The sequence below is a fragment of the Streptomyces sp. FIT100 genome, from assembly GCF_024584805.1.
Taxonomy (GTDB): domain Bacteria; phylum Actinomycetota; class Actinomycetes; order Streptomycetales; family Streptomycetaceae; genus Streptomyces.
In genome coordinates this window covers 1045823-1066478 of sequence record NZ_CP075715.1, presented here as the reverse complement: position 1 = coordinate 1066478, position 20656 = coordinate 1045823, and the positions used below count along the sequence as shown (strand labels likewise).

The 20656-nt window shown below is 72.9% G+C and carries 19 protein-coding genes and 1 riboswitch; of the genes, 13 read left to right on the top strand and 6 right to left on the bottom strand.

Translation table 11 applies throughout. The features are described 5' to 3' along the window. Window positions 1-208: 208 nt before the first annotated feature. On the bottom strand, window positions 209-1138 hold the full coding sequence (locus tag KK483_RS04530; RefSeq protein WP_262003913.1) for an LLM class F420-dependent oxidoreductase: 930 nt from the start codon (window positions 1136-1138) through the stop codon (window positions 209-211). A gap of 61 nt (window positions 1139-1199) precedes the next feature. After that, a complete protein-coding gene (locus tag KK483_RS04525; protein WP_262003912.1) occupies window positions 1200-1916 on the bottom strand; it encodes a DUF5995 family protein in 717 nt (238 codons plus the stop codon). 109 nt (window positions 1917-2025) lie between these two features. Here KK483_RS04525 and KK483_RS04520 point away from each other — a divergent pair, with 109 nt between their 5' ends. Continuing rightward, window positions 2026-2280 (top strand): hypothetical protein, encoded by a 255-nt coding sequence (locus KK483_RS04520; protein ID WP_262003911.1) that lies wholly within the window; start codon window positions 2026-2028, stop codon window positions 2278-2280. Here the strand turns inward: KK483_RS04520 and KK483_RS04515 are convergent. After that, window positions 2259-3665, bottom strand: a complete 1407-nt coding sequence (locus KK483_RS04515; RefSeq protein WP_262003910.1) for a uracil-xanthine permease family protein — start codon at window positions 3663-3665, stop codon at window positions 2259-2261. The two genes, KK483_RS04520 and KK483_RS04515, sit on opposite strands and share 22 nt — an antisense overlap. A 549-nt stretch (window positions 3666-4214) precedes the next feature. Continuing rightward, window positions 4215-5411 (bottom strand): MFS transporter, encoded by a 1197-nt coding sequence (locus KK483_RS04510; protein WP_262003909.1) that lies wholly within the window; start codon window positions 5409-5411, stop codon window positions 4215-4217. 89 nt (window positions 5412-5500) lie between these two features. Here KK483_RS04510 and KK483_RS04505 point away from each other — a divergent pair, with 89 nt between their 5' ends. The 11 genes from KK483_RS04505 to KK483_RS04455 all read left to right on the top strand — a co-directional run bounded on the left by KK483_RS04505 (window position 5501) and on the right by KK483_RS04455 (window position 16060). Further along, window positions 5501-6652 carry an ROK family transcriptional regulator gene (locus tag KK483_RS04505; protein ID WP_262003907.1) on the top strand — a complete coding sequence of 384 codons (1152 nt, stop codon included), beginning with the start codon at window positions 5501-5503 and terminating at the stop codon, window positions 6650-6652. A gap of 607 nt (window positions 6653-7259) precedes the next feature. Next, window positions 7260-7390: riboswitch (FMN riboswitch) on the top strand. Window positions 7391-7575: 185 nt separating this feature from the next. Next, window positions 7576-8667: a bifunctional diaminohydroxyphosphoribosylaminopyrimidine deaminase/5-amino-6-(5-phosphoribosylamino)uracil reductase RibD gene (gene ribD / locus KK483_RS04500; RefSeq protein ID WP_262003905.1), complete on the top strand. Its 1092-nt coding sequence runs from the start codon at window positions 7576-7578 to the stop codon at window positions 8665-8667. Between the two features lie 2 nt (window positions 8668-8669). After that, window positions 8670-9278 carry a riboflavin synthase gene (locus KK483_RS04495; RefSeq protein ID WP_262003903.1) on the top strand — a complete coding sequence of 203 codons (609 nt, stop codon included), beginning with the start codon at window positions 8670-8672 and terminating at the stop codon, window positions 9276-9278. Next, window positions 9275-9922: a nicotinamide mononucleotide transporter family protein gene (locus tag KK483_RS04490; protein WP_262003901.1), complete on the top strand. Its 648-nt coding sequence runs from the start codon at window positions 9275-9277 to the stop codon at window positions 9920-9922. Before KK483_RS04495 ends, KK483_RS04490 begins: the two co-directional genes overlap by 4 nt. Continuing rightward, window positions 9919-11205 carry a bifunctional 3,4-dihydroxy-2-butanone-4-phosphate synthase/GTP cyclohydrolase II gene (locus tag KK483_RS04485; RefSeq protein WP_262003899.1) on the top strand — a complete coding sequence of 429 codons (1287 nt, stop codon included), beginning with the start codon at window positions 9919-9921 and terminating at the stop codon, window positions 11203-11205. Before KK483_RS04490 ends, KK483_RS04485 begins: the two co-directional genes overlap by 4 nt. A 36-nt stretch (window positions 11206-11241) precedes the next feature. Continuing rightward, complete coding sequence (gene ribH, locus KK483_RS04480; RefSeq protein ID WP_262003897.1) at window positions 11242-11727, top strand: 6,7-dimethyl-8-ribityllumazine synthase; 486 nt, start codon at window positions 11242-11244, stop codon at window positions 11725-11727. A 33-nt stretch (window positions 11728-11760) separates the two neighbouring features. Continuing rightward, the gene (locus KK483_RS04475; protein WP_262003895.1) at window positions 11761-12033 is read left to right on the top strand and encodes a phosphoribosyl-ATP diphosphatase; all 273 of its coding nucleotides are present in this window, start codon (window positions 11761-11763) and stop codon (window positions 12031-12033) included. 87 nt (window positions 12034-12120) lie between these two features. Further along, a complete protein-coding gene (gene hisG / locus KK483_RS04470; RefSeq protein ID WP_262003894.1) occupies window positions 12121-12969 on the top strand; it encodes an ATP phosphoribosyltransferase in 849 nt (282 codons plus the stop codon). A gap of 15 nt (window positions 12970-12984) precedes the next feature. Continuing rightward, the gene (locus KK483_RS04465; protein WP_262003892.1) at window positions 12985-13446 is read left to right on the top strand and encodes a PH domain-containing protein; all 462 of its coding nucleotides are present in this window, start codon (window positions 12985-12987) and stop codon (window positions 13444-13446) included. Between the two features lie 188 nt (window positions 13447-13634). Beyond that, entirely contained in the window at window positions 13635-14969 is a 1335-nt protein-coding gene (locus KK483_RS04460) for a hemolysin family protein (protein WP_262003890.1), read from the top strand. Then, complete coding sequence (locus KK483_RS04455; protein WP_262003889.1) at window positions 14966-16060, top strand: hemolysin family protein; 1095 nt, start codon at window positions 14966-14968, stop codon at window positions 16058-16060. The genes KK483_RS04460 and KK483_RS04455 overlap by 4 nt, the downstream gene beginning before the upstream one ends. 60 nt (window positions 16061-16120) lie before the next feature. On the opposite strand, the gene KK483_RS04450 is transcribed toward KK483_RS04455, so the two are convergent. Further along, the gene (locus tag KK483_RS04450) at window positions 16121-18040 is read right to left on the bottom strand and encodes an AAA family ATPase (RefSeq protein ID WP_262003888.1); all 1920 of its coding nucleotides are present in this window, start codon (window positions 18038-18040) and stop codon (window positions 16121-16123) included. Between the two features lie 372 nt (window positions 18041-18412). Continuing rightward, window positions 18413-19066 (bottom strand): uridine kinase, encoded by a 654-nt coding sequence (locus tag KK483_RS04445; RefSeq protein ID WP_262003886.1) that lies wholly within the window; start codon window positions 19064-19066, stop codon window positions 18413-18415. Between the two features lie 213 nt (window positions 19067-19279). On the opposite strand from KK483_RS04445, the gene KK483_RS04440 reads away from it, so the two are divergent. Continuing rightward, window positions 19280-20656, top strand: coding sequence for a C39 family peptidase (locus KK483_RS04440; protein ID WP_262003885.1), 1377 nt, complete (start codon window positions 19280-19282; stop codon window positions 20654-20656).

Here is a 20656-nt window from a genome sequence, read left to right as displayed (position 1 = left end):
ACGTACCCCCGCCGCCGCCCGTGATCCGGCCGGCCCCGGGTGGTCACCTCAGCCGCCGTCCGGCCGGTAACCCCGGCCGGACGGCGGCTCTCGTACGCCCGCGGACGGCCCGTCGCGCACCCGCGCCCGTCAGATGCCCGTCGGACGTCCGTCGGACGGGCGTCGGACGTCCGTCGCACCGCTGCCCGGTCAGACGCCCGGTGCCCGGTCAGACGCCCGCGGCCCGCACGCCCGCGTACACCGCCGCCGCGACGTCCTTGAGCTCCTCCGCGTCCCTCGTGGTGCCCTGCAGATCGAGGTGGAAGTCGTCGAGACCGGGCGCGACATGGGCCACCAGGTCCTCGACGATCTGGTCCACGCTGCCGTGGAACGGCTGCCGGTCGCGGCCGTCGAACGGCTTCGCCCGGTACCGCGCGTTGGCACGGACCGAGACCAGGAGGGGCCGCTCACGGCCGCGCTCGGCCGCCAGGTCCTGGAGCCGCCGCCACTCGTCGGCCAGCCTCTGCGGGCCCATCGCCACCGGCAGCCAGCCGTCGGCCCGGTCGACGACGCGGCGTGCGGCCTTGGGGCTGTTCGCCGGCAGCAGGACGGGGATGGGCCGGGCGGGCTTGGGCCCGACGACGGACGGCGCGATGGTCGTCAGTTCGCCCTCGTACGCGACCGGGTCCGGGCCCCACACGGCCCGGCACACGTCGAGCAGCTCGTCCAGCACCGCGCCGCGCCGCTCGAACGGCGCCACTCCCGCGGCCGCGTACTCGTCGAGGGACCAGCCGGTGCCGAAGCCGGCGACGACGCGGCCACCGCTGCTCGCGTCGAGGGTGGCGAGTGTCCGCGCCAGCTGGAAGGGGATGTGGAGCGGGGCGATCAGCACGCTCGTGCCGAGCCTCGCCCGGCCGGTCACGGCCGCCGCCAGGGCCAGCGACACCGTCGGCTCGGCGACGTCGCGGTACTGGTCGGGCCATGGGCGGCCCGGGATGCCGTACAGCCCTTGCGTCGCGGGCTCGGGGAAGATCACTCGCTCGAACACCCACAGGCTGTCGTAGCCGGTCTCCTCGGCCGCCCTCGCCACCGCGGGGATGTCGCGGCCGATGTCGTACTGCCGCATCTGCGGGAGCCCGAGTCCGAGCCGGATCGTCATGTTGCACTCCTTCGCATCCATTGCGTCGGGTTCGGGGCCGGCACCGGCGCCCGCGCTGGGGTCAGGGCCAGGGGGTGAGCATGCAGCGCCCGACGAGCCCGACGCCGGTGTCCAGCCGCTCGGTGAACTCGTCGGCCAGTCCGGGGAGTTCCCGCATGCGCCAGAGCAGCCGGGCCGCCGACCAGGCGGCGTCCCTCGCCCGCTCCAGGCTCCAGGAGCCCAGCAGATGGGTGAGCGGATCGGCGATCTCCAGCAGATCGGGCCCAGGCATCAGATCCTCGCGGATGCGTTCCTCCAGCAACGTGAGGACCTCGCCCACATGCTCGAACGCCCCCTCGAGATGCGGCGGTTCGCAGTCGAGCGTACGACAGGTGTCCACGACCGCCAGTGCCAGATCGTGCCCGATGTGCGCATTGATCCCGGCCATGGCGAACTGCAGCGGGCGTACGCCCGGATGACGCCGGTACTGGAAGAGCGGACGCCAGCAGGCGGGCGGCCGGCCGCCCTCGACGGCCGTGGCGACGGCGGAGAGATAGCGCTCGGCGAAGAGCACGTCCAGCGTCACCGCGGCCCGCCGGTCCGGGAACTCGCCTCGGTCGATGCGCCGGCCGAGCTCCTCCGTGACGGACAGGTACACGCGGTTGAAGACCGCGACCCCGTCCGTCGCCGGCCAGCCCGAGCGGAGTCCACACATCCGCTCGACCACCGCGCCGAGCGAGGGGCGCACGGCGTCCGTCCTCGGCACCGGCGCCGCCGTCGACTGCTCGATCTGACCCATGGGGGCAGCGTCCCAGTCCTGGGCTCGGGCGAGTGCCGCCAGGACCCCGCTTCCCCGGAACGGGGGAACAAATCGGACTGGAGCGGCCTGTCGGGGGAGGGGAGCGCCGATGCCGGGCAGGTCAGGCGTACGCACACCGCGGCGGGCGGAGCGGACCGCCCGGCGCCGCCGGGCCGCGCGCCGTCGTGTGCGTACGCCGCGGTGTGCCGGCCGCGGGGCGGCCTCGGCGGTGGCGGCCTCGGCGGTGGCGGCCTCGGCGGTGGTGGCCGCGGCGGTGGTGGCCGCGGGCACGGTCGCCGGACTGCTCTCCGCGACCGGCGGGCAGCTTCGCCCCGAGTACGCCTATGACCTGGCGACGGGCTGATCGCCGCCGGGCTCCCCGCTGTCGTAGGCGGACGTGCCCGCGTCGAGCAGCGGCTCCTGCGGCTTGAGATGCGCGGGCGCGAAGGCGCGCAGCACGTGATAGCCGGTGATGACGACGATCGTGCCGAGGGCGATGCCGCTGAGTTCGAAGTGCTCGGTGAACTTCAGGCTGACGCCGCCGACGCCGATGATGATGCCCGCGGCGGCCGGGACGAGGTTGAGCGGATTGCGCAGGTCCACCTTGGCGTTGATCCAGATCTGCGCGCCGAGCAGGCCGATCATGCCGTAGAGGATCACGGTGATCCCGCCCAGCACCCCGCCCGGGATCGCGGCGACCACCGCGCCGAACTTGGGGCAGAGCCCGAAGAGGAGGGCGAAGCCCGCCGCGGCCCAATAGGCGGCGGTGGAGTAGACGCGCGTGGCGGCCATGACGCCGATGTTCTCGGAGTACGTGGTGTTGGGCGGGCCGCCCACGGCCGTCGACAGCATCGAGGCGGCGCCGTCGGCAGCGATGGCGGTGCCGAGCTTGTCGTCGAGCGGGTCGCCGGTCATCTCGCCGACGGCCTTGACGTGTCCGGCGTTCTCCGCGATCAGCGCGATGACGACCGGCAGCGCGACCAGGATCGCCGACCACTCGAAGGCCGGGGCGTGGAAGCTCGGCAGGCCGATCCAGTCGGCCTTGGCGACACCGGAGAGATCGAGCCGCCAGTGGTCCACCGCCTCGGGCCCACCAGCGGTGGAGTGGATCTTCCCGAAGATCCGGTCGAAGAGCCAGGAGACCGCGTAGCCGAAGATCAGCCCGAGGAAGATCGCGATACGCGACCAGAAGCCGCGCAGACAGACCACGGCGAGGCCGGTGAACAGCATCACCAGCAACGCCGTCCACTGGTCCTGCGGCCAGTACGTCGCGGCCGTGACCGGCGCGAGGTTGAAGCCGATGAGCATGACGACGGCGCCGGTCACGATCGGCGGCATCGCGGCGTGGATGATCCGCGCGCCGAACCGCTGCACAGCGAGCCCCGCGAGGAAGAGCGCCGCACCGACGACCAGGACCGCGCCGGTGACGGTGGCGCTGTCGCCGCCGGTCGCGCGGATCGCCGCCGCCACACCGACGAACGAGAGCGAGCAGCCCAGATAGCTCGGGATCCGGCCGCGCGTCGCCAGCAGGAAGATCATCGTCGCGATGCCGGACATCATGATCGCGAGGTTCGGATCCAGCCCCATGAGCACCGGCGCCACGAACGACGCGCCGAACATCGCCACCACGTGCTGGGCCCCGAGCCCGGCCGTGCGCGGCCACGAGAGCCGTTCGTCGGGCCGTACGACAGCCCCGGGGGCGGGTGTTCGTCCGTCGCCGTGCAGGGTCCAGCGCACGCCGAGGTTCATACGGGCTCCACTTCCGAGGCTCTGGGGATCCCCGCAATGGTAAGGGGAACGTAGAGGTCCGCTTCTGCTTGCGCCCCGTGCCTCGTCCGTACTTCAGGGACGCAGCCCCGAAGTTCGGACACGCCGCGCCCTCGGTCGTGTCTTCACAGTCTCGTCTCCCCGGCGGCGTCTGGCACGCTCCCCCAGAGCTCGCGCCTGGGAGGTGCCCCCACCCCCGTAGCCCTTCGGGCACGGGAGGTGCCCCCACCGCATGGACTCCTTCCTCCGCTTTGCGATCGCACGCACCAGGCGCCGCCGGGCCCGCCCTCGGGGCGGACGATCGAAGACACTCCGTAGGCCCTGTCGATCGGAGCTTGCCGGGTTCGCGTGTCCGGCGCGCGCATCTGCTGCGTTGTCGTCGGTCGCCGACTCCGCCGTAGCCCTTCGGGTACGGGAGGTGCCCCCACCGCGTCGACTTCTTGGTCCGCCTTGCAGCTGCACGCGCCGCTGTGACATCGGCCGCTCCGCGGCGGGCCGTTCGCTGATCCGGCCTGATCCGAACGACAGGGCCTAGCTCCGAAGCTCCGGCGCCGACTCACGAGCCGGGCTGGGCACCGCGCCGTCACGAGCGCTGCCCCGCAGCACCCCCGCTCCCAGCACGAGCCCGAACGCCAGCACCGTCACCAGGCCGAACGACACGACCAGCGACGTCAGATCCGCGATCCCTCCGATCGCCGACGGCGCGACCAGCCCCGAGGTGTACGTGATCGTCGCGACCCCCGCGATCGCCAGGCTCGGGTTCGTCCCGGTCCGCCCCGCCGCGGCGAAGGCCAGCGGCACGACCACGGCGATGCCGAGGCCGATGCACCCGAACCCCGCCATCGCCGCCGCAGGGTGCGGCGCCAGCACGACCAGGACGCCGCCGGCCGTCGCCAGCACGCCTCCGACGCGGACCGTGCGGACCGCACCGAAGCGGTCCACGACCCGGTCCCCGACCAGCCGGGCCACCGCCATGGTCAGCGCGAACGCGGTGGTGGACGCGGCCGCGAGCCCCGCCGACGCATCGAGCTCGTCCCGCAGGTACACCGCGGACCAGTCCAGGCTGGCGCCCTCCGCGAACACCCCGCAGAACCCGATCGCACCGATGATCACTGCCGAGCGCGGCGGCAGCGCGAACCGCGGCGGGGGCTCCTCGTCCGGCGTGCTGCGTAGGTCCAGCACACCCTGGCAGGCCAGGAGCCCGGCCACGGTGAGCACGGCGGAGGCGAGCAGATGGTGGATACGTGCGTCGCTGCCCAGGTGCGCGGCGAGCGTGCCGCCCGCGGAGCCGATCAGGGCGCCCACGCTCCACATGCCGTGCAGGCTGGACATGATGGAGCGGTCCAGCCGGTTCTCGACCTCGACGCCGAGCGCGTTCATCGCGACGTCCGACATCCCCGCCGTCGCACCGAACACGAACAGCGCCGCGCAGAGCGCGTACACGTTCGGCGCCAGCGCCGGGAGCGAAAGCGCCAGCGTCCACAGCGCGAGCAGTCCGCGCAGCGCGGTGCGCGCGCCGAAGCGGTGGCTGATCGCCCCGGCTAGCGGCATCGCGACGGACGCACCGATCGCGGGGAACGCGAGCGCCACGCCGAGCAGGCCGGCGCCGACCCCCGCGTGGTCCTGGATCCACGGGACGCGGGTGGCGAAGCTGCCGGTGACGGCGCCGTGGACGCAGAAGACGGCGGCCACGGCGTACCGGGCCCGGACCAGTCGCGCGATGGGCATTGCTGTTCATCCTCCCCTGAGCCACGGTCGTGGTCGAGCGTAAACTATCAGGAACCCTGCCTGATAAATAGGTCTGGAAGGATTCCGGCATGCCCGCATCCCCGAGCACCGCCAGGGCCATCAACGACCGGCTCGCCCTGCGACTCCTCCAGGACGAGGGCCCGTTGACGGCAGGTCAGCTGAAGTCCCTGACCGGACTCTCCCGGCCGTCCGTCGCCGACCTCGTCGAGCGGCTCCAGGGCGCGGGGCTGATCCGGATCGTGGGCGAGGCGGGCGAGCAGCGCCGCGGCCCGAACGCGCGCCTGTACGGGATCGTTGCCGACCGCGCCCATCTGGCGGCCCTCGATATGCGGACCCAGGGCGTCTCGGTCGTGGTCGCGGACCTGCTCGGCACGACGCTCGCCGACGCGACGCTCCCGATCGGCAGCGACACCGGCACGGAACCGGCCGTCGAGCGGGCCGTCGCCCTGCTGGAACGCACGGCCCGCGACGCCGGAGTGGCGCGGCTGCACAGCGTCGGCATCGGCGCGCCGGGCCTCATCGACCCGGCCAGCGGCGAACTGCGGGACACCACAGGGCTGCCCGCCTGGCACCGGCGGCTCGTCGCCGCGCTCCAGGAGCGCCTCCCCGCCACCGTGCTGGTGGAGAACGAGACCAATCTGGCCGCGGTCGCGGAGCAGCGCGTCGGCGCCGCGCGCGACCGCGACACCTTCGTCCTCCTCTGGCTCGGCCAGGGCGTCGGTGCCGCGCTCTTCCTCGACGGCCGCATCCGCCGCGGCGCCTCGGGCGGCGCCGGTGAGATCGGCTTCCTCCCGGTCCCCGGCACCGGCGGCCTGCCGGGGAGGGACGGCTGCGACGGCGGCTTCCACTCGCTGGCGGGCGGGGCGGCCGTCGCCGCACTCGGCGAGCGCCACGGCCTGAAGGGCGACGCGGTCGCGATGGTCGGGGCGGCGGCCGCCGACGGCCCCCCGGCCTTCCTCGACGCCCTGGCCGAGCGCATCGCCATCGGGGCCGCCGCGGCCGTCGCCGTACTCGATCCGGGCTGTGTGGTGCTCGGCGGCGAGATCGGCCACGCGGGCGGGCCGGCGCTCGCCGACCGGGTGGCGCGCCGGATGAACGAGCTCTCGCCGCTGCACACGGAGGTACGTGCGGGCGGACTCGGCGGCGCGGGCGTGCTCCACGGCGCCCTGCTCTCGGCGCGCGACGCGGCCCAGGACGACCTCTACTCGCCGGTCCGCTAGCCGGGCCCTCCGGTCCGCATCCGCCGCTCGGCCGGCCCGCCGTTCCGCTCGGCCGGGAACTCCTCGAACGCCCGCTTGCCCGCGGCCCGTTCGGGGCCGCGATCCCGCCCTGCCGCAGCGCGCGGAACGTACGGCCGGGGGAGCCGGAGGGGGACCGGTACCCCGCGGCGGCCGGTCGCGCGATGGTGCGCGCAGCTGTGTGCGGCAGTGGCCCAGCGGTACGCGGCCCGCGCCGCGACGATCGAGAGGCGGACGATGTGCCCGGCCTCCACCCGCCTTGCCGCCGCCACCAGGCTGGGCGCCGCTCTCGTCTGCGTGGACGCGCGGCACGCGGTCGTGCCGAGGACCCGGCGGCGGCAAGGGCCGGGAACCGCCGCCGGGCGATCTCGTGCCGGGGCCGGCAGGCCGTGAGGTGCTGCCGGGCACCCCCTGGCTGCGTGCGCCGGCGGGCCGGCTCCGCGGAGGTGACGCAGAGAGTAAAAGGACTAGACCACTGCGTCAATGGGTCTGGATCATTCCCGTGCGGTCCGGGCCCTGTGAGCCAGGACACAGCCACTTGCTCGTTTGGCCCTCCGACGGGCATGGCAGACTGGCCCTGTATCAGCAGCAGCGCACTCCGGGGTCGGTGTAATTCCGAACCGGCGGTTACAGTCCGCGACCCGTCCGCATCCAGCGGCCGGTTGACCAGGTGAAATTCCTGGACCGACGGTGAAAGTCCGGATGGGAGGCAGTGCGCGGCGGGCGACCCTCGTGGTCCGTCGGCCGGAGCGGCTGGTCGTCCTCAGGGGACAGTCCGGAGCCGGACGGTCCGAGGGGGCGGTCGGTTGCGTCGGCATCGGCATTCCCCCGAGGCGTTCCTCCGCTTGCTCCTGTCGTTCGTCGACAGCCCCGGAGTCCGTGCCCGAAAGAGGCAGGAGGACCCGGTGGCCACCGCAGCCGACCTGGACGCCATGCGCCGAGCCGTCGCGCTCGCCGCCCGCGGACTCGGCTCCACCAGCCCCAACCCGGTTGTCGGGTGCGTCATCACCGACGTCTCGGGCCGCCCCGTAGGCGAAGGTTTCCACCAGCGCGCCGGCGGCCCGCACGCCGAGATCCACGCCCTGCGGGACGCGGGGGCACGCACCCGCGGCGGCACCGCGTACGTCACCCTCGAACCCTGCAACCACACCGGCCGCACCGGCCCCTGTGCCCAGGCCCTCGTCGAGGCCGGGATCGCCCGGGTGGTCTACGCGGTCGCCGACCCGAACCCGCAGGCCACCGGTGGCGCCGACACCCTGCGCGCCGCCGGCGTCCAGGTCGAGCAGGGCCTGCTCGCCGACGAGGCCGCGGCGGGCAACACCGCCTGGCTCACCTCCGTCCGCCGCGGCCGGCCCTACGTCCTGTGGAAGTACGCCGCCACCTTTGACGGCCGCATCGCCGCCGCCGACGGCACCAGCCGCTGGATCAGCTCGCCCGAGTCCCGCGCCGACGTCCACCGGCTGCGCGCCGAGGCCGACGCCGTGGTCGTCGGCTCCGGGACCGCCCGCGCCGACGACCCGCACCTCGCCGTCCGCGGCATCGACGGTGCCGTACAGCCCCTGCGCGTCGTCGTCGACACCGACGCCACCGCCGTCAAGCCCGGCGCCCGTGTCCTCGACGACGCCGCGCCGACGCTGATCGCGGTCGCCGAGGACGCCGAGGTCGCCGAGGTCGCCGAGACCGGCCTTCCCGACGTCGTACGCCTGCCCAGGGACGGCCGCGGCCTGTCCGTACCGGCGCTGCTGGACGCCCTGTTCGAGCGCGGCGTCCGCTCCGTACTCCTCGAAGGCGGGCCGACGCTGGCCGGCTCCTTCGTCGCCGCGGGAGCCGTCGACACCGTCGTCGGCTATCTCGCGCCGGTGCTCCTGGGCGACGGCCGCACGGCCCTCGCCGACGCCGGAATCACCACCATCACCGAAGCGTTGCGGCTCGACGTGGTCGAGACCGTCCGCATCGGCACCGACCTCCGTATCACTGCCACCCCCGAGGAGAGCTGAGCGTGTTCACCGGAATCGTCGAAGAACTGGGCGAGATCACCGCCGTCGAGGAGCTCGGTGACGCGTGCCGCTTCCGCCTGCGCGGCCCCGTCGTCACCGACGGCGCCAAGCACGGCGACTCCATCGCCGTCAACGGCGTCTGCCTCACCGTCGTCGAGACCGGCGGTGGCGAGTTCACCGCCGATGTGATGGCCGAGACGCTCAAGCGCTCCAGCCTCGGCGCGCTCGGCGTCGGCTCCCGCGTCAACCTGGAGCGGCCCATGGTGGCCGACGGCCGTTTCGGCGGGCACATCGTCCAGGGACACGTCGACGGCACCGGCACCATCATCGCGCGCAACCCGTCCGAGAACTGGGAGCTCGTCAGGGTCTCGCTCCCCGCGGAGCTCTCGCGCTACGTCGTCGAGAAGGGATCCATCACCGTCGACGGGGTCAGCCTCACCGTCGTCGAGGCCGGGCGCGACTACTTCACCATCAGCCTCATCCCCACCACCCTCGCCCTGACCACGCTCGGCATCAAGCAGCCCGGCGACCCGGTCAACCTCGAGGTCGACGTGATCGCCAAGTACGTCGAGCGGATGCTCGGCGCGGACGCGAAGGAGAGCGCCGAGTGAGCGCCCTTGACTGGCTGGACTCGGAGGCGTTCACCGCCGTCGGGCAGCACATCAAGTGGTCCGACATGACCGGCAACGTGATCGGCCTGATCGCCCTCGCGCTCGGCTGGCGCCGCTCGATATGGACCTGGCCCGCCCAGTTCCTGTCCGGCCTCATCCTCTTCGCCGCCTTCGCCACGTCCCATCTGACCGGCAGCGCCGGCAAGCAGGTCGTCGTGATGGCCGTCGCGGCCTGGGGCTACTGGCAGTGGACCCGCGGCCGGCAGCAGGCCCAGGACGGCGCCATCGCCGTCCGCTTCGCCACCTGGCGCGAGCGCGGTGTCATGCTCGCCGGAGCCGCCCTCGGCACCATCGCCGTCGCCCTGCTGTTCACCGCGTACCCAAGCCTGTCGTGGGACCCGTGGCCGGACGCGTACATCTTCGTCGGCACGCTGGTGGCCATGTACGCCCAGGCACGCGGCATGGTCGAGTTCTGGTTCGCCTGGCTGCTGGTCGACCTCGTCGGCGTGCCGCTCACCTTCGCCAACGGCTTCGCCTTCTCCGGTTTCGTCTACGTCGTCTACGGCGGGCTCGTCCTGTGGGGCCTGCGCGACTGGTGGCTCCGGACCCGTACGACCCCTGCCCTGGAAGGAGCGGCGGCATGAGTGCACTGCCCGTCTGGCACCCGGAGGAGGACCTCTCCCTCGACCCCGTGGAGCAGGCCGTCCGCGACATCGCCGCAGGCCGGCCCGTTGTGGTCGTCGACGACGAGGACCGCGAGAACGAGGGCGACCTCGTCGTCGCCGCCGAGATGGCCACCCCCGAGATCGTCGCGTTCATGATGAGCGAATGCCGCGGGCTGATCTGCGCGCCCATGGAGAGCGACGAGCTGGAGCGGCTCCGGCTGCCGCAGATGGTCGAGCACAACACCGAGTCGATGAGCACGGCCTTCACCGTCTCCGTCGACGCGGCCCCCGCGCACGGCGTGACCACCGGCATCTCCGCCGCCGACCGGGCCACCACCCTCCAACTGCTCGCGAGCGGCAAGGCCGAGGCCGGCGACTTCGTCCGCCCCGGGCACGTCTTCCCGCTGCGCGCCAAGCCCGGCGGCGTCCTCGTGCGCAACGGCCACACCGAGGCCGCCGTCGACCTGGCCCGGCTCGCGGGGCTGCGCCCCGCCGGAGCGATCGTCGAGATCGCCGGCGAGGACGGCGTCATGCTGCGGCTGCCCGAGCTCGTCCCGTTCGCCCGCAAGCACGGCCTGACGATCATCTCCATCGAGGACCTGATCGCCTACCGCCGCACCTCCGAGCCGACCGTCCGCCGCGAGGCGGAGGTCAACCTGCCGACCGTGCACGGCGCGTTCACGGCGTACGGCTACCGCTCCACCGTGGACGGCGTCGAGCACGTCGCGCTCGTCCACGGCGACATCGGCGACGGCGAGGACGTCCTCGTCCGCGTCCACTCCGAGTGCCTCACCGGAGACATCTTCCATTCGCTGCGCTGCGACTGCGGCCCGCAGCTGGAGGCGTCCATGGAGCGCATCACCGAGGCGGGCCGCGGCGTGGTCGTCTACCTCCGCGGCCACGAGGGCCGCGGCATCGGGCTGCTGTCCAAGCTGCGCGCCTACGAGCTCCAGGAGCGCGGCCGCGACACGCTGGACGCCAATCTCGAACTCGGACTGCCCGCCGACGCCCGCGACTACGCCGCGGGCGCGCAGATCCTCGACGACCTCGGCGTCCGCAGCCTGCGGCTGCTGACCAACAACCCCGACAAGATCACCGCGCTGGTGCGGCACGGCCTGAAGGTCGAGAGCCGCGAACCCATGGCGGTGCAGGCGGGCGAGCACAACCTGCGGTACCTGCGCACCAAGCGGGACCGGATGGGCCACGACCTGCCCTGGCTGGACGCCGCGACCGCCGCGTCCGCCTGCGGAAGCAACCAGTAAGACCAGCGCGATCAGCAACAGGATTCAAGGAGAAACGTGAGCGGCAAGGGCGCACCCGAACTGTCCGTACGCAACTGCGGAGACCTCCGCGTGGCCGTGATCGCGGCCCAGTGGCACGAGAAGATCATGGACGGCCTCGTCGACGGCGCCCTGCGCGCCCTGCACGAGCTGGGCATCGACGAGCCGACCCTGCTGCGGGTCCCCGGAAGCTTCGAGCTCCCCGTCGTCGCCAAGGTGCTCGCGGGCCGCGGCTACGACGCGATCGTGGCGCTCGGCGTCGTCATCCGCGGCGGCACGCCCCACTTCGAGTACGTGTGCCAGGGCGTCACCCAGGGCCTCACCCAGGTGTCCGTCGACACGGGCGTCCCCGTCGGCTTCGGCGTGCTCACCTGTGACACCGAGGAGCAGGCGCTCGACCGTGCCGGTCTGGAGGGCTCGCACGAGGACAAGGGACACGAGGCGGTCACCGCCGCCGTGGCCACCGCGGCGACGCTGCGTTCAGTATCCGAACCCTGGCGCTGAGGAGGGACCACTTCCGCGTAGGGTGGGACCACCATGTCCAAGAAGACTTTCGAGGAGCTCTTCGTCGAGCTCCAGCAGAAGGCCGCCAACGGCGACCCGGCCACCTCCCGCACCGCCGAGCTCGTGGACAAGGGCGTCCATGCCATCGGCAAGAAGGTCGTCGAGGAGGCCGCCGAAGTCTGGATGGCCGCCGAGTACGAGGGCAAGGAAGCCGCCGCCGAGGAGATCTCCCAGCTGCTGTACCACGTCCAGGTGATGATGGTCGCGCGCGGGATCAGCCTGGACGACGTCTACGCCCACCTCTGAGCACACTCGCTCCGTACGCCGTACGAGCTCTTCCTCAGCAAGCACCCACGCACCCACGCACCTACGCACACGAAGGAAGCCCACCCCATGCTGCGCATCGCCGTCCCCAACAAGGGTTCACTCTCCGGACCTGCGGGGGAGATGCTCCATGAGGCGGGCTACCTCCAGCGCAAGGACTCCAAGGAACTCGTCCTGGTCGACCCGGACAACGAGGTCGAGTTCTTCTATCTGCGCCCCCGCGACATCGCGATCTACGTCAGCTCGGGCCGCCTCGACATCGGCATCACCGGCCGCGACCTGCTGCTGGACTCCGGCGCCAACGCCGAGGAGATCCTCCGGCTCGGCTTCGCCCGCTCCACCTTCCGCTACGCCACCAAGCCCGGCACCGCCGCCGGCGTCGAGGACTTCGGCGGGCTGACGATCGCCACCTCGTACGAGGGCATCGTCGCCAAGCACCTCGCCGACAACGGCATCGACGCCTCCGTCGTCCACCTCGACGGCGCCGTCGAGACCGCGATCGAACTCGGTGTCGCCCAGGTCATCGCCGATGTCGTCGAGACCGGCACCAGCCTGCGCAACGCCGGACTCGGCGTGATCGGCGAGCCGATCCTCACCTCCGAGGCCGTCGTCATCCGCCGTACGGGCGCCGCGGAGGACGACCCGAAGGTGCAGCAGTTCCTGCGCCGCCTCCAGGGCGTCCTCGTCGCCCGCAGCTACGTGATGATGGACTACGACTGCCGCGTCGAGAACCTGGAGCAGGCCGTCGCCCTCACCCCCGGCCTGGAGTCGCCGACCGTCTCCCCCCTGCACAACGAGGGCTGGGTCGCCGTCCGCGCGATGGTCCCCGCCAAGGAGGCACAGCGGATCATGGACGATCTGTACGAACTCGGCGCCCGCGCCATCCTGACCACGGCGATCCACGCCTGCCGTCTCTGAGGAGCGGCGCCGATCATGTCCGTGGACCAACAGGAGCTGCCCGCGCTCCCCGTGACCTTCCGGCCGACCCGCACCCGGGCCGTGCTGCTGACCGTCGGCACGGTGATGTTCGCCGTCATCACCGCCGTCGCCTTCGCGCTGGAGAAGCTCAGCCCGGGCGAGCGGATCAGTTTCGTCCTCACCGCGCTCGCGTTCTTCGGCGTCCTGGCTCTGCTGAGCCGCCCCAAGGTCGTCGCCGACGAGCAGGGGGTCACCGTGGTCAACCTCACCCGCAGCCGCCGGCTGGAGTGGGCGGAGATCCTCCGTGTCAACCTCCGTCCGGGTGACCCCTGGGTCTTCCTCGATCTGAGTGACGGCACCAGCCTCCCGGCCCTCGGCATCCAGCCCGGAATCAACCGACAGCACGCCGTCCGCGACGCACGGGCCCTGCGCGCCCTCGCGGAGTCCCGTGGCACCGGCACGGACGACAGGCCCTGAGCCCCTGCCCAGTGGGGCACGGTCATGTTTACTCTGGAGGCGGAGGCGCCCGGCGCGCCTCCGCCTCACACCCGCGTGGCCACCGAAGGCCCGTGAGGCCACCACCCGCGACCCGAGGAGTGACTCCCTCCGGCAATGGACGGATCGTCCGGTAGTACCTGCGCCGCCCCCTCACCCGAGGCGGCGGCATGATCATCCCGCTACTGCTGCTCGGCGCGGCATTCCTGCTCATCCTCGCCAACGGCTTCTTCGTGGCCGCCGAATTCGGCCTCGTCACGGTGGAGCGCGCGGACGCCGAGCGCGCCGCGGCCGAGGGCGACCGCCGCGCCCGCGGTGTCGTACGAGCCCTGCGCGAGCTGTCGTTCCAGCTCTCCGGCACCCAGCTGGGCATCACCATCACCTCGCTCGTCGTCGGCATGCTCGCCGAGCCCGCCCTTGCGCAGCTCCTCGACGGGCCGCTCATCGCGATCGGCATACCCGACGGGGCCGTGTCCGGCGTCGCCGTCGTCATCGGCATGCTGCTCGCGTCCGCCGTGCAGATGGTCATCGGCGAGCTCGTCCCCAAGAACTGGGCCGTGTCACGGCCGCTGCAGGTCGCCCGGTTCGTGGCCGGCCCGCAGCACGCCTTCTCGACCGTCTTCCGGCCCGTGATCGCCCTCCTCAACGCCGTCGCCAACCGGCTGGTCCGGGCCTTCGGCGTCGAGCCGGCCGAGGAGCTCGCCTCCGCCCGTACCCCCGGCGAACTGGTCTCCCTCGCCCGCCACTCGGCCCGCGCCGGAGCGCTGGAGCAGGACACGGCCGATCTCTTCGTGCGGACCCTCTCGCTCGGGCGGCTCACCGCCCAGCACGTCATGACCCCGCGCGTGAAGATGAGCGCCCTCCAGTCCGACGCGACCGCGGCGGACGTCCTCAACCTCACCCGCGCCACCGGGCTCTCCCGGTTCCCCGTCTACCGCGACCGGATCGACGAGGTCGTCGGCATGGTCCATCTGAAGAACGCCCTGGCCGTCCAGGCCCACCAGCGGCTGCGTACCCCCGTCGGCCGTATCGCCGTCCCGCCGCTCCTGGTCCCCGAGACCCTGCCCGTGCAGCAGCTCCTGGAGCGGCTGCGCAGCGAGCAGCCGATCGCCGTCGTCGTGGACGAGTACGGCGGCACGGCGGGCGTCGTCACCCTGGAGGACATCGTCGAGGAGCTCGTCGGCGAGGTGCGCGACGAGCACGACGCCGAGGGCGACGGCAGGCCCGAGCTGGCCCCCGCCGCCCCCGAGGACGGCAGGCCCGCCTGGGAGGCCGACGGCAGCTGCCGCGTCCTCACACTGCGGCGCATAGGGCTCGACGTGCCCGACGGCCCGTACGAGACCGTCGCCGGGCTCGTCGCCGATCTCCTCGGCCGCATCCCGGCACCCGGCGACCGGGCCGAGCTGCCCGGCTGGCGCCTGTCGGTGCGGCAGGTGGACCGGTACCGGGCCGAACGCGTGCGGCTCGTGCGTACGGTCGTCGAGCCGGTGGAGGCGGCCCGGTGAGCGTCCTCCAACTGCTGTTCGCCGTGCTCCTCGTGCTGGGCAACGGCTTCTTCGTCGGCGCCGAGTTCGCGCTGGTGTCCGTGCGCCGCAGCCAGATCGAACCGCTCGCCGCCGCGGGCTCGACCCGGGCCCGGCAGGTGCTGCACGGTCTGGAGAACCTGCCGCAGATGATGGCCGCCGCGCAGTTCGGCATCACCATCTGCTCGCTGACGCTGGGCGCGGTCGCCGAGCCGACGGTGGCGCATCTGCTGGAGCCGGTGTTCCACGCCGTGCACGTCCCCGAGGGGCTGGTCCATCCGCTCGGCTACGTCATAGCGCTCGCCGTCGTCGTCTTCCTGCACCTCGTCATCGGCGAGATGCTCCCGAAGAACCTCGCGATGGCCAGCCCCGAGAAGACCGCGCTATGGCTCAGCCCGGCGCTGGTCGGCTTCGCCAGGCTGTGCCGCCCCGTCACGGTGGGGCTCGGGGCCTGCGCCCGTCTGGTGCTGAAGCTGTTCCGGGTCGAGCCCAAGGACGAGATCGAGGCCGTCTTCACCAGCGACCAGCTGGGCCGGCTGGTCGAGGACGCGGGCCAGGCGGGTCTGCTGGACCCGGAGGAGCAGGAGCGGCTCGGGGACGCGCTGGAGCTGGGCAGCCGCCCGGTGACGGACGTCCTCATCGCCCGGTCGGCCCTCGTCACCGTGCCCCCGTCGGTCACGCCGCGCCAAGTCGAGGAGCTGACGGTGCGCACCGGCTACTCCCGTTTCCCGGTGCGCGGCGAGGGCAGCGGCCCGTTCATGGGCTATCTGCACGTCAAGGACGTCCTCGACCTGGAGGACGGCGAACGGGCGGTGCCGCAGCACATCTGGCGGCCGATGGCGACGCTGCGGGCGGAGCTGCCGCTGGACGACGCGCTGACCGTGATGCGGCGGGCGGCGACGCATCTGGCGCAGGTCGCGGACGCGTCGGGGCGGGTGCTGGGGCTGGTGGCCCTGGAGGACGTCCTGGAGATGCTCGTCGGCGAGGTCCGGGACCCGGCCCACCGGGAGGTCCCTGTCGTCCCGGTCCCCATGGCCCCGGCACCGGGCGGCGAACGCGCGCTGGCGGGCTGACGGCGGACGCGGCGGACGCGGCGTGAAGGGCGCCCGGGCTCGGTCCCGGGCGCCCGCCCTTCAGGGCCCCGTCGGGTCCTGCGGGCCGCGGTCCACCGGGCCGCGGCCGGACAGGACCTCCCCGTACGCCTGCATCAGATCCGGCAGCCGCAGGGTGGCCAGGTCCTCCCGGGTGGGGGTACCGGCGTACCCCGACAGCCGCAGGTCCCGGTACGCGCAGCTCTTCTCGTAGAGCGTGCGCAGGAACCGCCCGTTGCCGAGCTCGTCGATCCACCCCTGGTCCACCACATGCCCGCTGATCGAGCGCAGCTCGTCCAGCGCCTCCTCGTCCCACAGGTCGCCGTTGGCCGCCGCGAGCACCTCGCCGATCGCGGTGAGCTCCAGCGGGCGGTACGAGGGGAAGTCGACCCGGGTCGTGAACCGTGAGGACAGCCCGGGGTTGGCGGCGAGGAGCCGGTCCATGCCCTCCGGGTAGCCCGCGAGGATGACCACCAGGTGGTCGCGGTTGTCCTCGGCACGCTTCAGCAGCACCTGGAGCGCCTCGTCGCCGTAGGCGTCGCCCTTGCTGTAGCCCGTGTTGGACAGGGCGTACGCCTCGTCGACGAAGAGCACCCCGCCGAGCGCGGAGTCGATCAGCTCGTTGGCCTTCACCGCGGTCTGGCCGAGGAACTCGCCCACCAGGTCGGCCCGTTGCGCCTCCACCAGGTGGTCGCCGCCGAGCAGCCCCAGCGCGTAGAAGACCCGGCCGAGGATGCGCGCGACGGTCGTCTTGCCGGTGCCGGAGGGGCCCGAGAAGACGAAGTGGCGCTTCGGGGGCTGCACCGGCAGTCCCTGCCCGGCTCGCAGCCGGGCCATGTTCAGCTGTGCCGAGAGCGCCTTCACCTGGCGTTTCACCGGCTCCAGTCCCACCATGCGCTCCAGCTCGGCCAGCGCGTCGGCCAGCAGCACCGGATCCGTGGGGCCCGACGCGTACTGCGCGGGCGCCGCCTGGGAGGGCATTCCCGCCTTCTCCCGTACGCCGTCGGCCGGCCCGGCCGGCGCCACCACGCCGAACTGCGGCTGCGGCTCGGGGCCGAAGCGGGGCTCCGGCCCGGCCGGCGGCTCCGCATCGGCCTGCGCGTCCACCACGTCCTGGCCGAAGCCCCCGCCCGAGCCGGCGCCCGCGCCCGCCAGGGACACCGCGGCCAGCCCGGCCGGCTCGTCGGGCCCGTCGATTCCGTCGTACTCCGCGATCGCCGCGAGCCGCGCCGCGGTGTCCATGAACGCCGGGTCGACCCGGTGCACCGCCCGGTACAGCGGCAGCGCCGCCGCACTGCGCCCGGTGCCCTCGTGGGCGCGTGCGAGCCAGTAGCGCAGTTCCTTGCGCTGCGGCTGTTCGCTGCGGCACCGCATCAGCGCCGCGGACAGCAGCGGCTCGGCCTGCCCGTACATCTCCAGCCGGACCCGCGCCATGCCGCCGAAGAGCCCGGCCTCGATGCCCAGCAGCGGATCGTTGACGAGCGGCTCGGTGTGCCGGACGAGCTGCTCCCAGTCCTTGACCAGATAGGCCCGGCAGGCGTGCAGGAAGCGGACCTGTGGGTCCGTGTCGACGGGCGGCAGTCCGGCGAGCGCCCGGTCGAGCTCGGGCACATGGCGCCCGTCCAGCCAGTGCGAGGCGTGCGCGAGTAACAGGTCGCGCGGGTTCTCCAGCACCGGCTGCACCCACCAGCCCAGCCAGTACCACGAGTTCAGCGTGCGACGGTGCCTGGCGCGCTGCTCGCCGAAGCGCTCCCGGTTGCGGTACATCCGCAGCAGCGCGGTCGTGGTGTCGACGCGCAGCGCGTGCAGACCGAGCCAGCCGTCCGCCATTCCGGGATCGAGCCGCACCGCGGTCCTGAACTCCTCCTCCGCCTGCGGATACGCGCCCATGGTGTAGGCGTCCACGCCGCGCACCCAGGCGAGGTCGGCCGGCGCCGGCGTGCCCTGCGTGCCGATGTCCATCGGGTCCCCCACATACCGTGCCCCCGTGACCTCCCGCCGGGCGGGCGCCCGTCGGAGCGTGCTGAACCACCTTCTCGCGGACGGGAATTGACCGCACCGAAAGGCATCGTACCTGCGCAGGGGGCAGGTGATTAAGGGTGGCGCGAGGGTGAGAAGGGCGTCCACGGGACGGTGACCCTGGGTGAGCGCAGCGTGCTGTTTGCGGCACCGGGCGAGCGGGGTGCGGGCAGAACGAAGCCCCCGATCACGGGGGAACAACCGGGGGCTTCGCGTCTGGGCGGCTCCTGAAAGCCGCACATTGAGAACGTAAGACCTGTATGGCCCTTGGGTCAAGCCGAGTTGGGGCACTCGGCGGAGTGGATTTCCGACTGCTCAGTACGGGGGTGAGAGTCGGTCACGTTCCGTGAGGAAGTGGTTCGCTCCCGCTGTCGCACCAGGTCCCGGCAGCCACTTGTACCCCTCACGCCACTCCCGTACCAAGGTGTCGGCGAAGGGGCGCGAAGGATCGCCGGCGAAATGGCGGCTCTCCGCCACGGTCCACTCGTCCCAGAAGGCGCCGAGCTCCGGTCCGTCCCGGAAACGGCCGCGCGCCCAGGACTCGTGCGGGCCCCGGTCCATCCAGAGCAGCCGGGCGAGATGGGGCCGCAGCGCCCGGCGGCCCGCCCCGACGCCCTCGACGAGGACGACCGGCGCGGCGGGCAGCGGGCGCGGGGCACCGAAGCGGCGCAGATGCCAGTCGTACGGCTCGTAGTGCGCGCTCTCGCCCCGGGACAGGGGGCCGATCACCTGGTCCAGCAACCGGCCGGTCCACGCGAAGAGTTCCTCGTGCGTGGCCAGATCGTCGAGATGGAGTACGGGAGCGCCGCCGAGCGCCTCGGCGAGCAGCGCGGAGAAGGTGCTCTTCCCGGAGCCCGCGTGCCCGTCGACCGCGATCAGCCGCACCGGGCCGCAGGACGGCGGCAGCGCGCGCAGTCCCGCGGCGGCGCGGGCGGGATCGAGGCGGTCGAGGGGAGCGGCGGGGTCCATGGCTGCCACCCTAAGCGGCGCCTCGGCAGGGCCGCCGCGGCCGCCGCAGGTCATGCCACTGGTTGAGACCAATATTGGTCGGCTCGGCTCGCGCGAGTCTCTGGCAGAAGCCCTTCCGGAGCCGGGATAGTTGCCCCACTGCCGCGCCTCGGACGCGCTGACGCACACGAGCGCACGAGGCTGACGCACCCGAGACGGAAGACGGAGGTTCCCGTGACCAGAGCCGCTTCGCGCAGAGCCGTCCTTGCTGCCGCCCTCGCCGCCGCCGCTGCTGGTGCCGGTGCCGGTGCCGGTGCGGCGTCGGCGTCCTCGGCGTCCGCGACGACCTCCTCCCCGGCAGGCGCCGCGGACGGCCCCCTCGTCGACAACCGCTTCTGGAGCTCGTACGCCGACTGGTCGCAGGGCTCCCGGGCGGGCACCCGCGCCGTCGCGGGCCACCGCCCCGCGCTGGTGATCGCCTCCGCCGCGGGCCGCGCCGAGTACGCGGACCCGCACACGGGGAGGACGGCGGTGTGGGAGTACGCCACGTGGACCTCGCCCGTCCACCGCCCCCGGGTCCCGGCGACGGAGGTCATCGCCTCGTGGAACGCCCGCACCCCGGCCGGCACCTGGCTGCAGGCGGAGCTCTCGGGCACGTACTCGGACGGCACCGCGAGCCCCTGGTTCGTCATGGGCCGCTGGACCTCCGGCGACGGCGAGGCCGACATCCGCCGCACCTCCGTCGACGACCAGACCGACGGCAAGAGCACCGTCTGGACCGACACCCTCTCGCTCGACGACCCGGCGAGCGGGCTCCGGCTCGGGTCGTACCGGCTGCGGCTCACGCTCTACCGCAGGCCCGGCACGACGCTCACCCCCACCGTGTGGCGCGTCGGGGCGATGGCGTCCGCCGTTCCGGACCGCTTCACCGTGCCCGCGTCCACGCCCCGCCTCGGCCGCGAGCTGGGCGTGCCGCGCTATTCGCAGAACACGCACATCGGCCAGTACCCGGAGTACGACAACGGCGGCGAGGCGTGGTGCAGCCCCACCTCCTCCCAGATGATCATCGAGTACTGGGGCCGGAAGCCGACCGCCGCGGACCTCGCCTGGGTCGACCCGGCCTTCGCCGATCCGCAGGTGTGCCACGCGGCCCGGCACACCTACGACTACCAGTACGAGGGCTGCGGCAACTGGCCCTTCAACGCGGCCTACGCGGCCACGTACCGGGACATGAACGCCGTCGTGACCCGGCTGCACTCGCTGGACGAGCTGGAGCGGCTCGTCGGCGCCGGAATCCCGGCCATCACGTCGCAGTCCTTCCTGAAGGAGGAGCTCACCGGCGCCGGGTACGGCACCGCCGGCCATCTGATGACCGTCATCGGCTTCACCGCCGCCGGCGACGTGATCGCGAACGATCCGGCCTCGCCGAGCAACGCGGCCGTACGCCGGGTCTACCGCCGCCGCGAGTGGGAGAACATCTGGCTGCGCACGAAGCGGTACGACGCGAACGGCAACGTCAGAAGCGGCACGGGAGGCGTCGCGTACCTCTACTGGCCCACCGGCGCGACCGCGGGGCAGCAGCGCGTACTGCGGGAGCTGGGCATCCGCTGA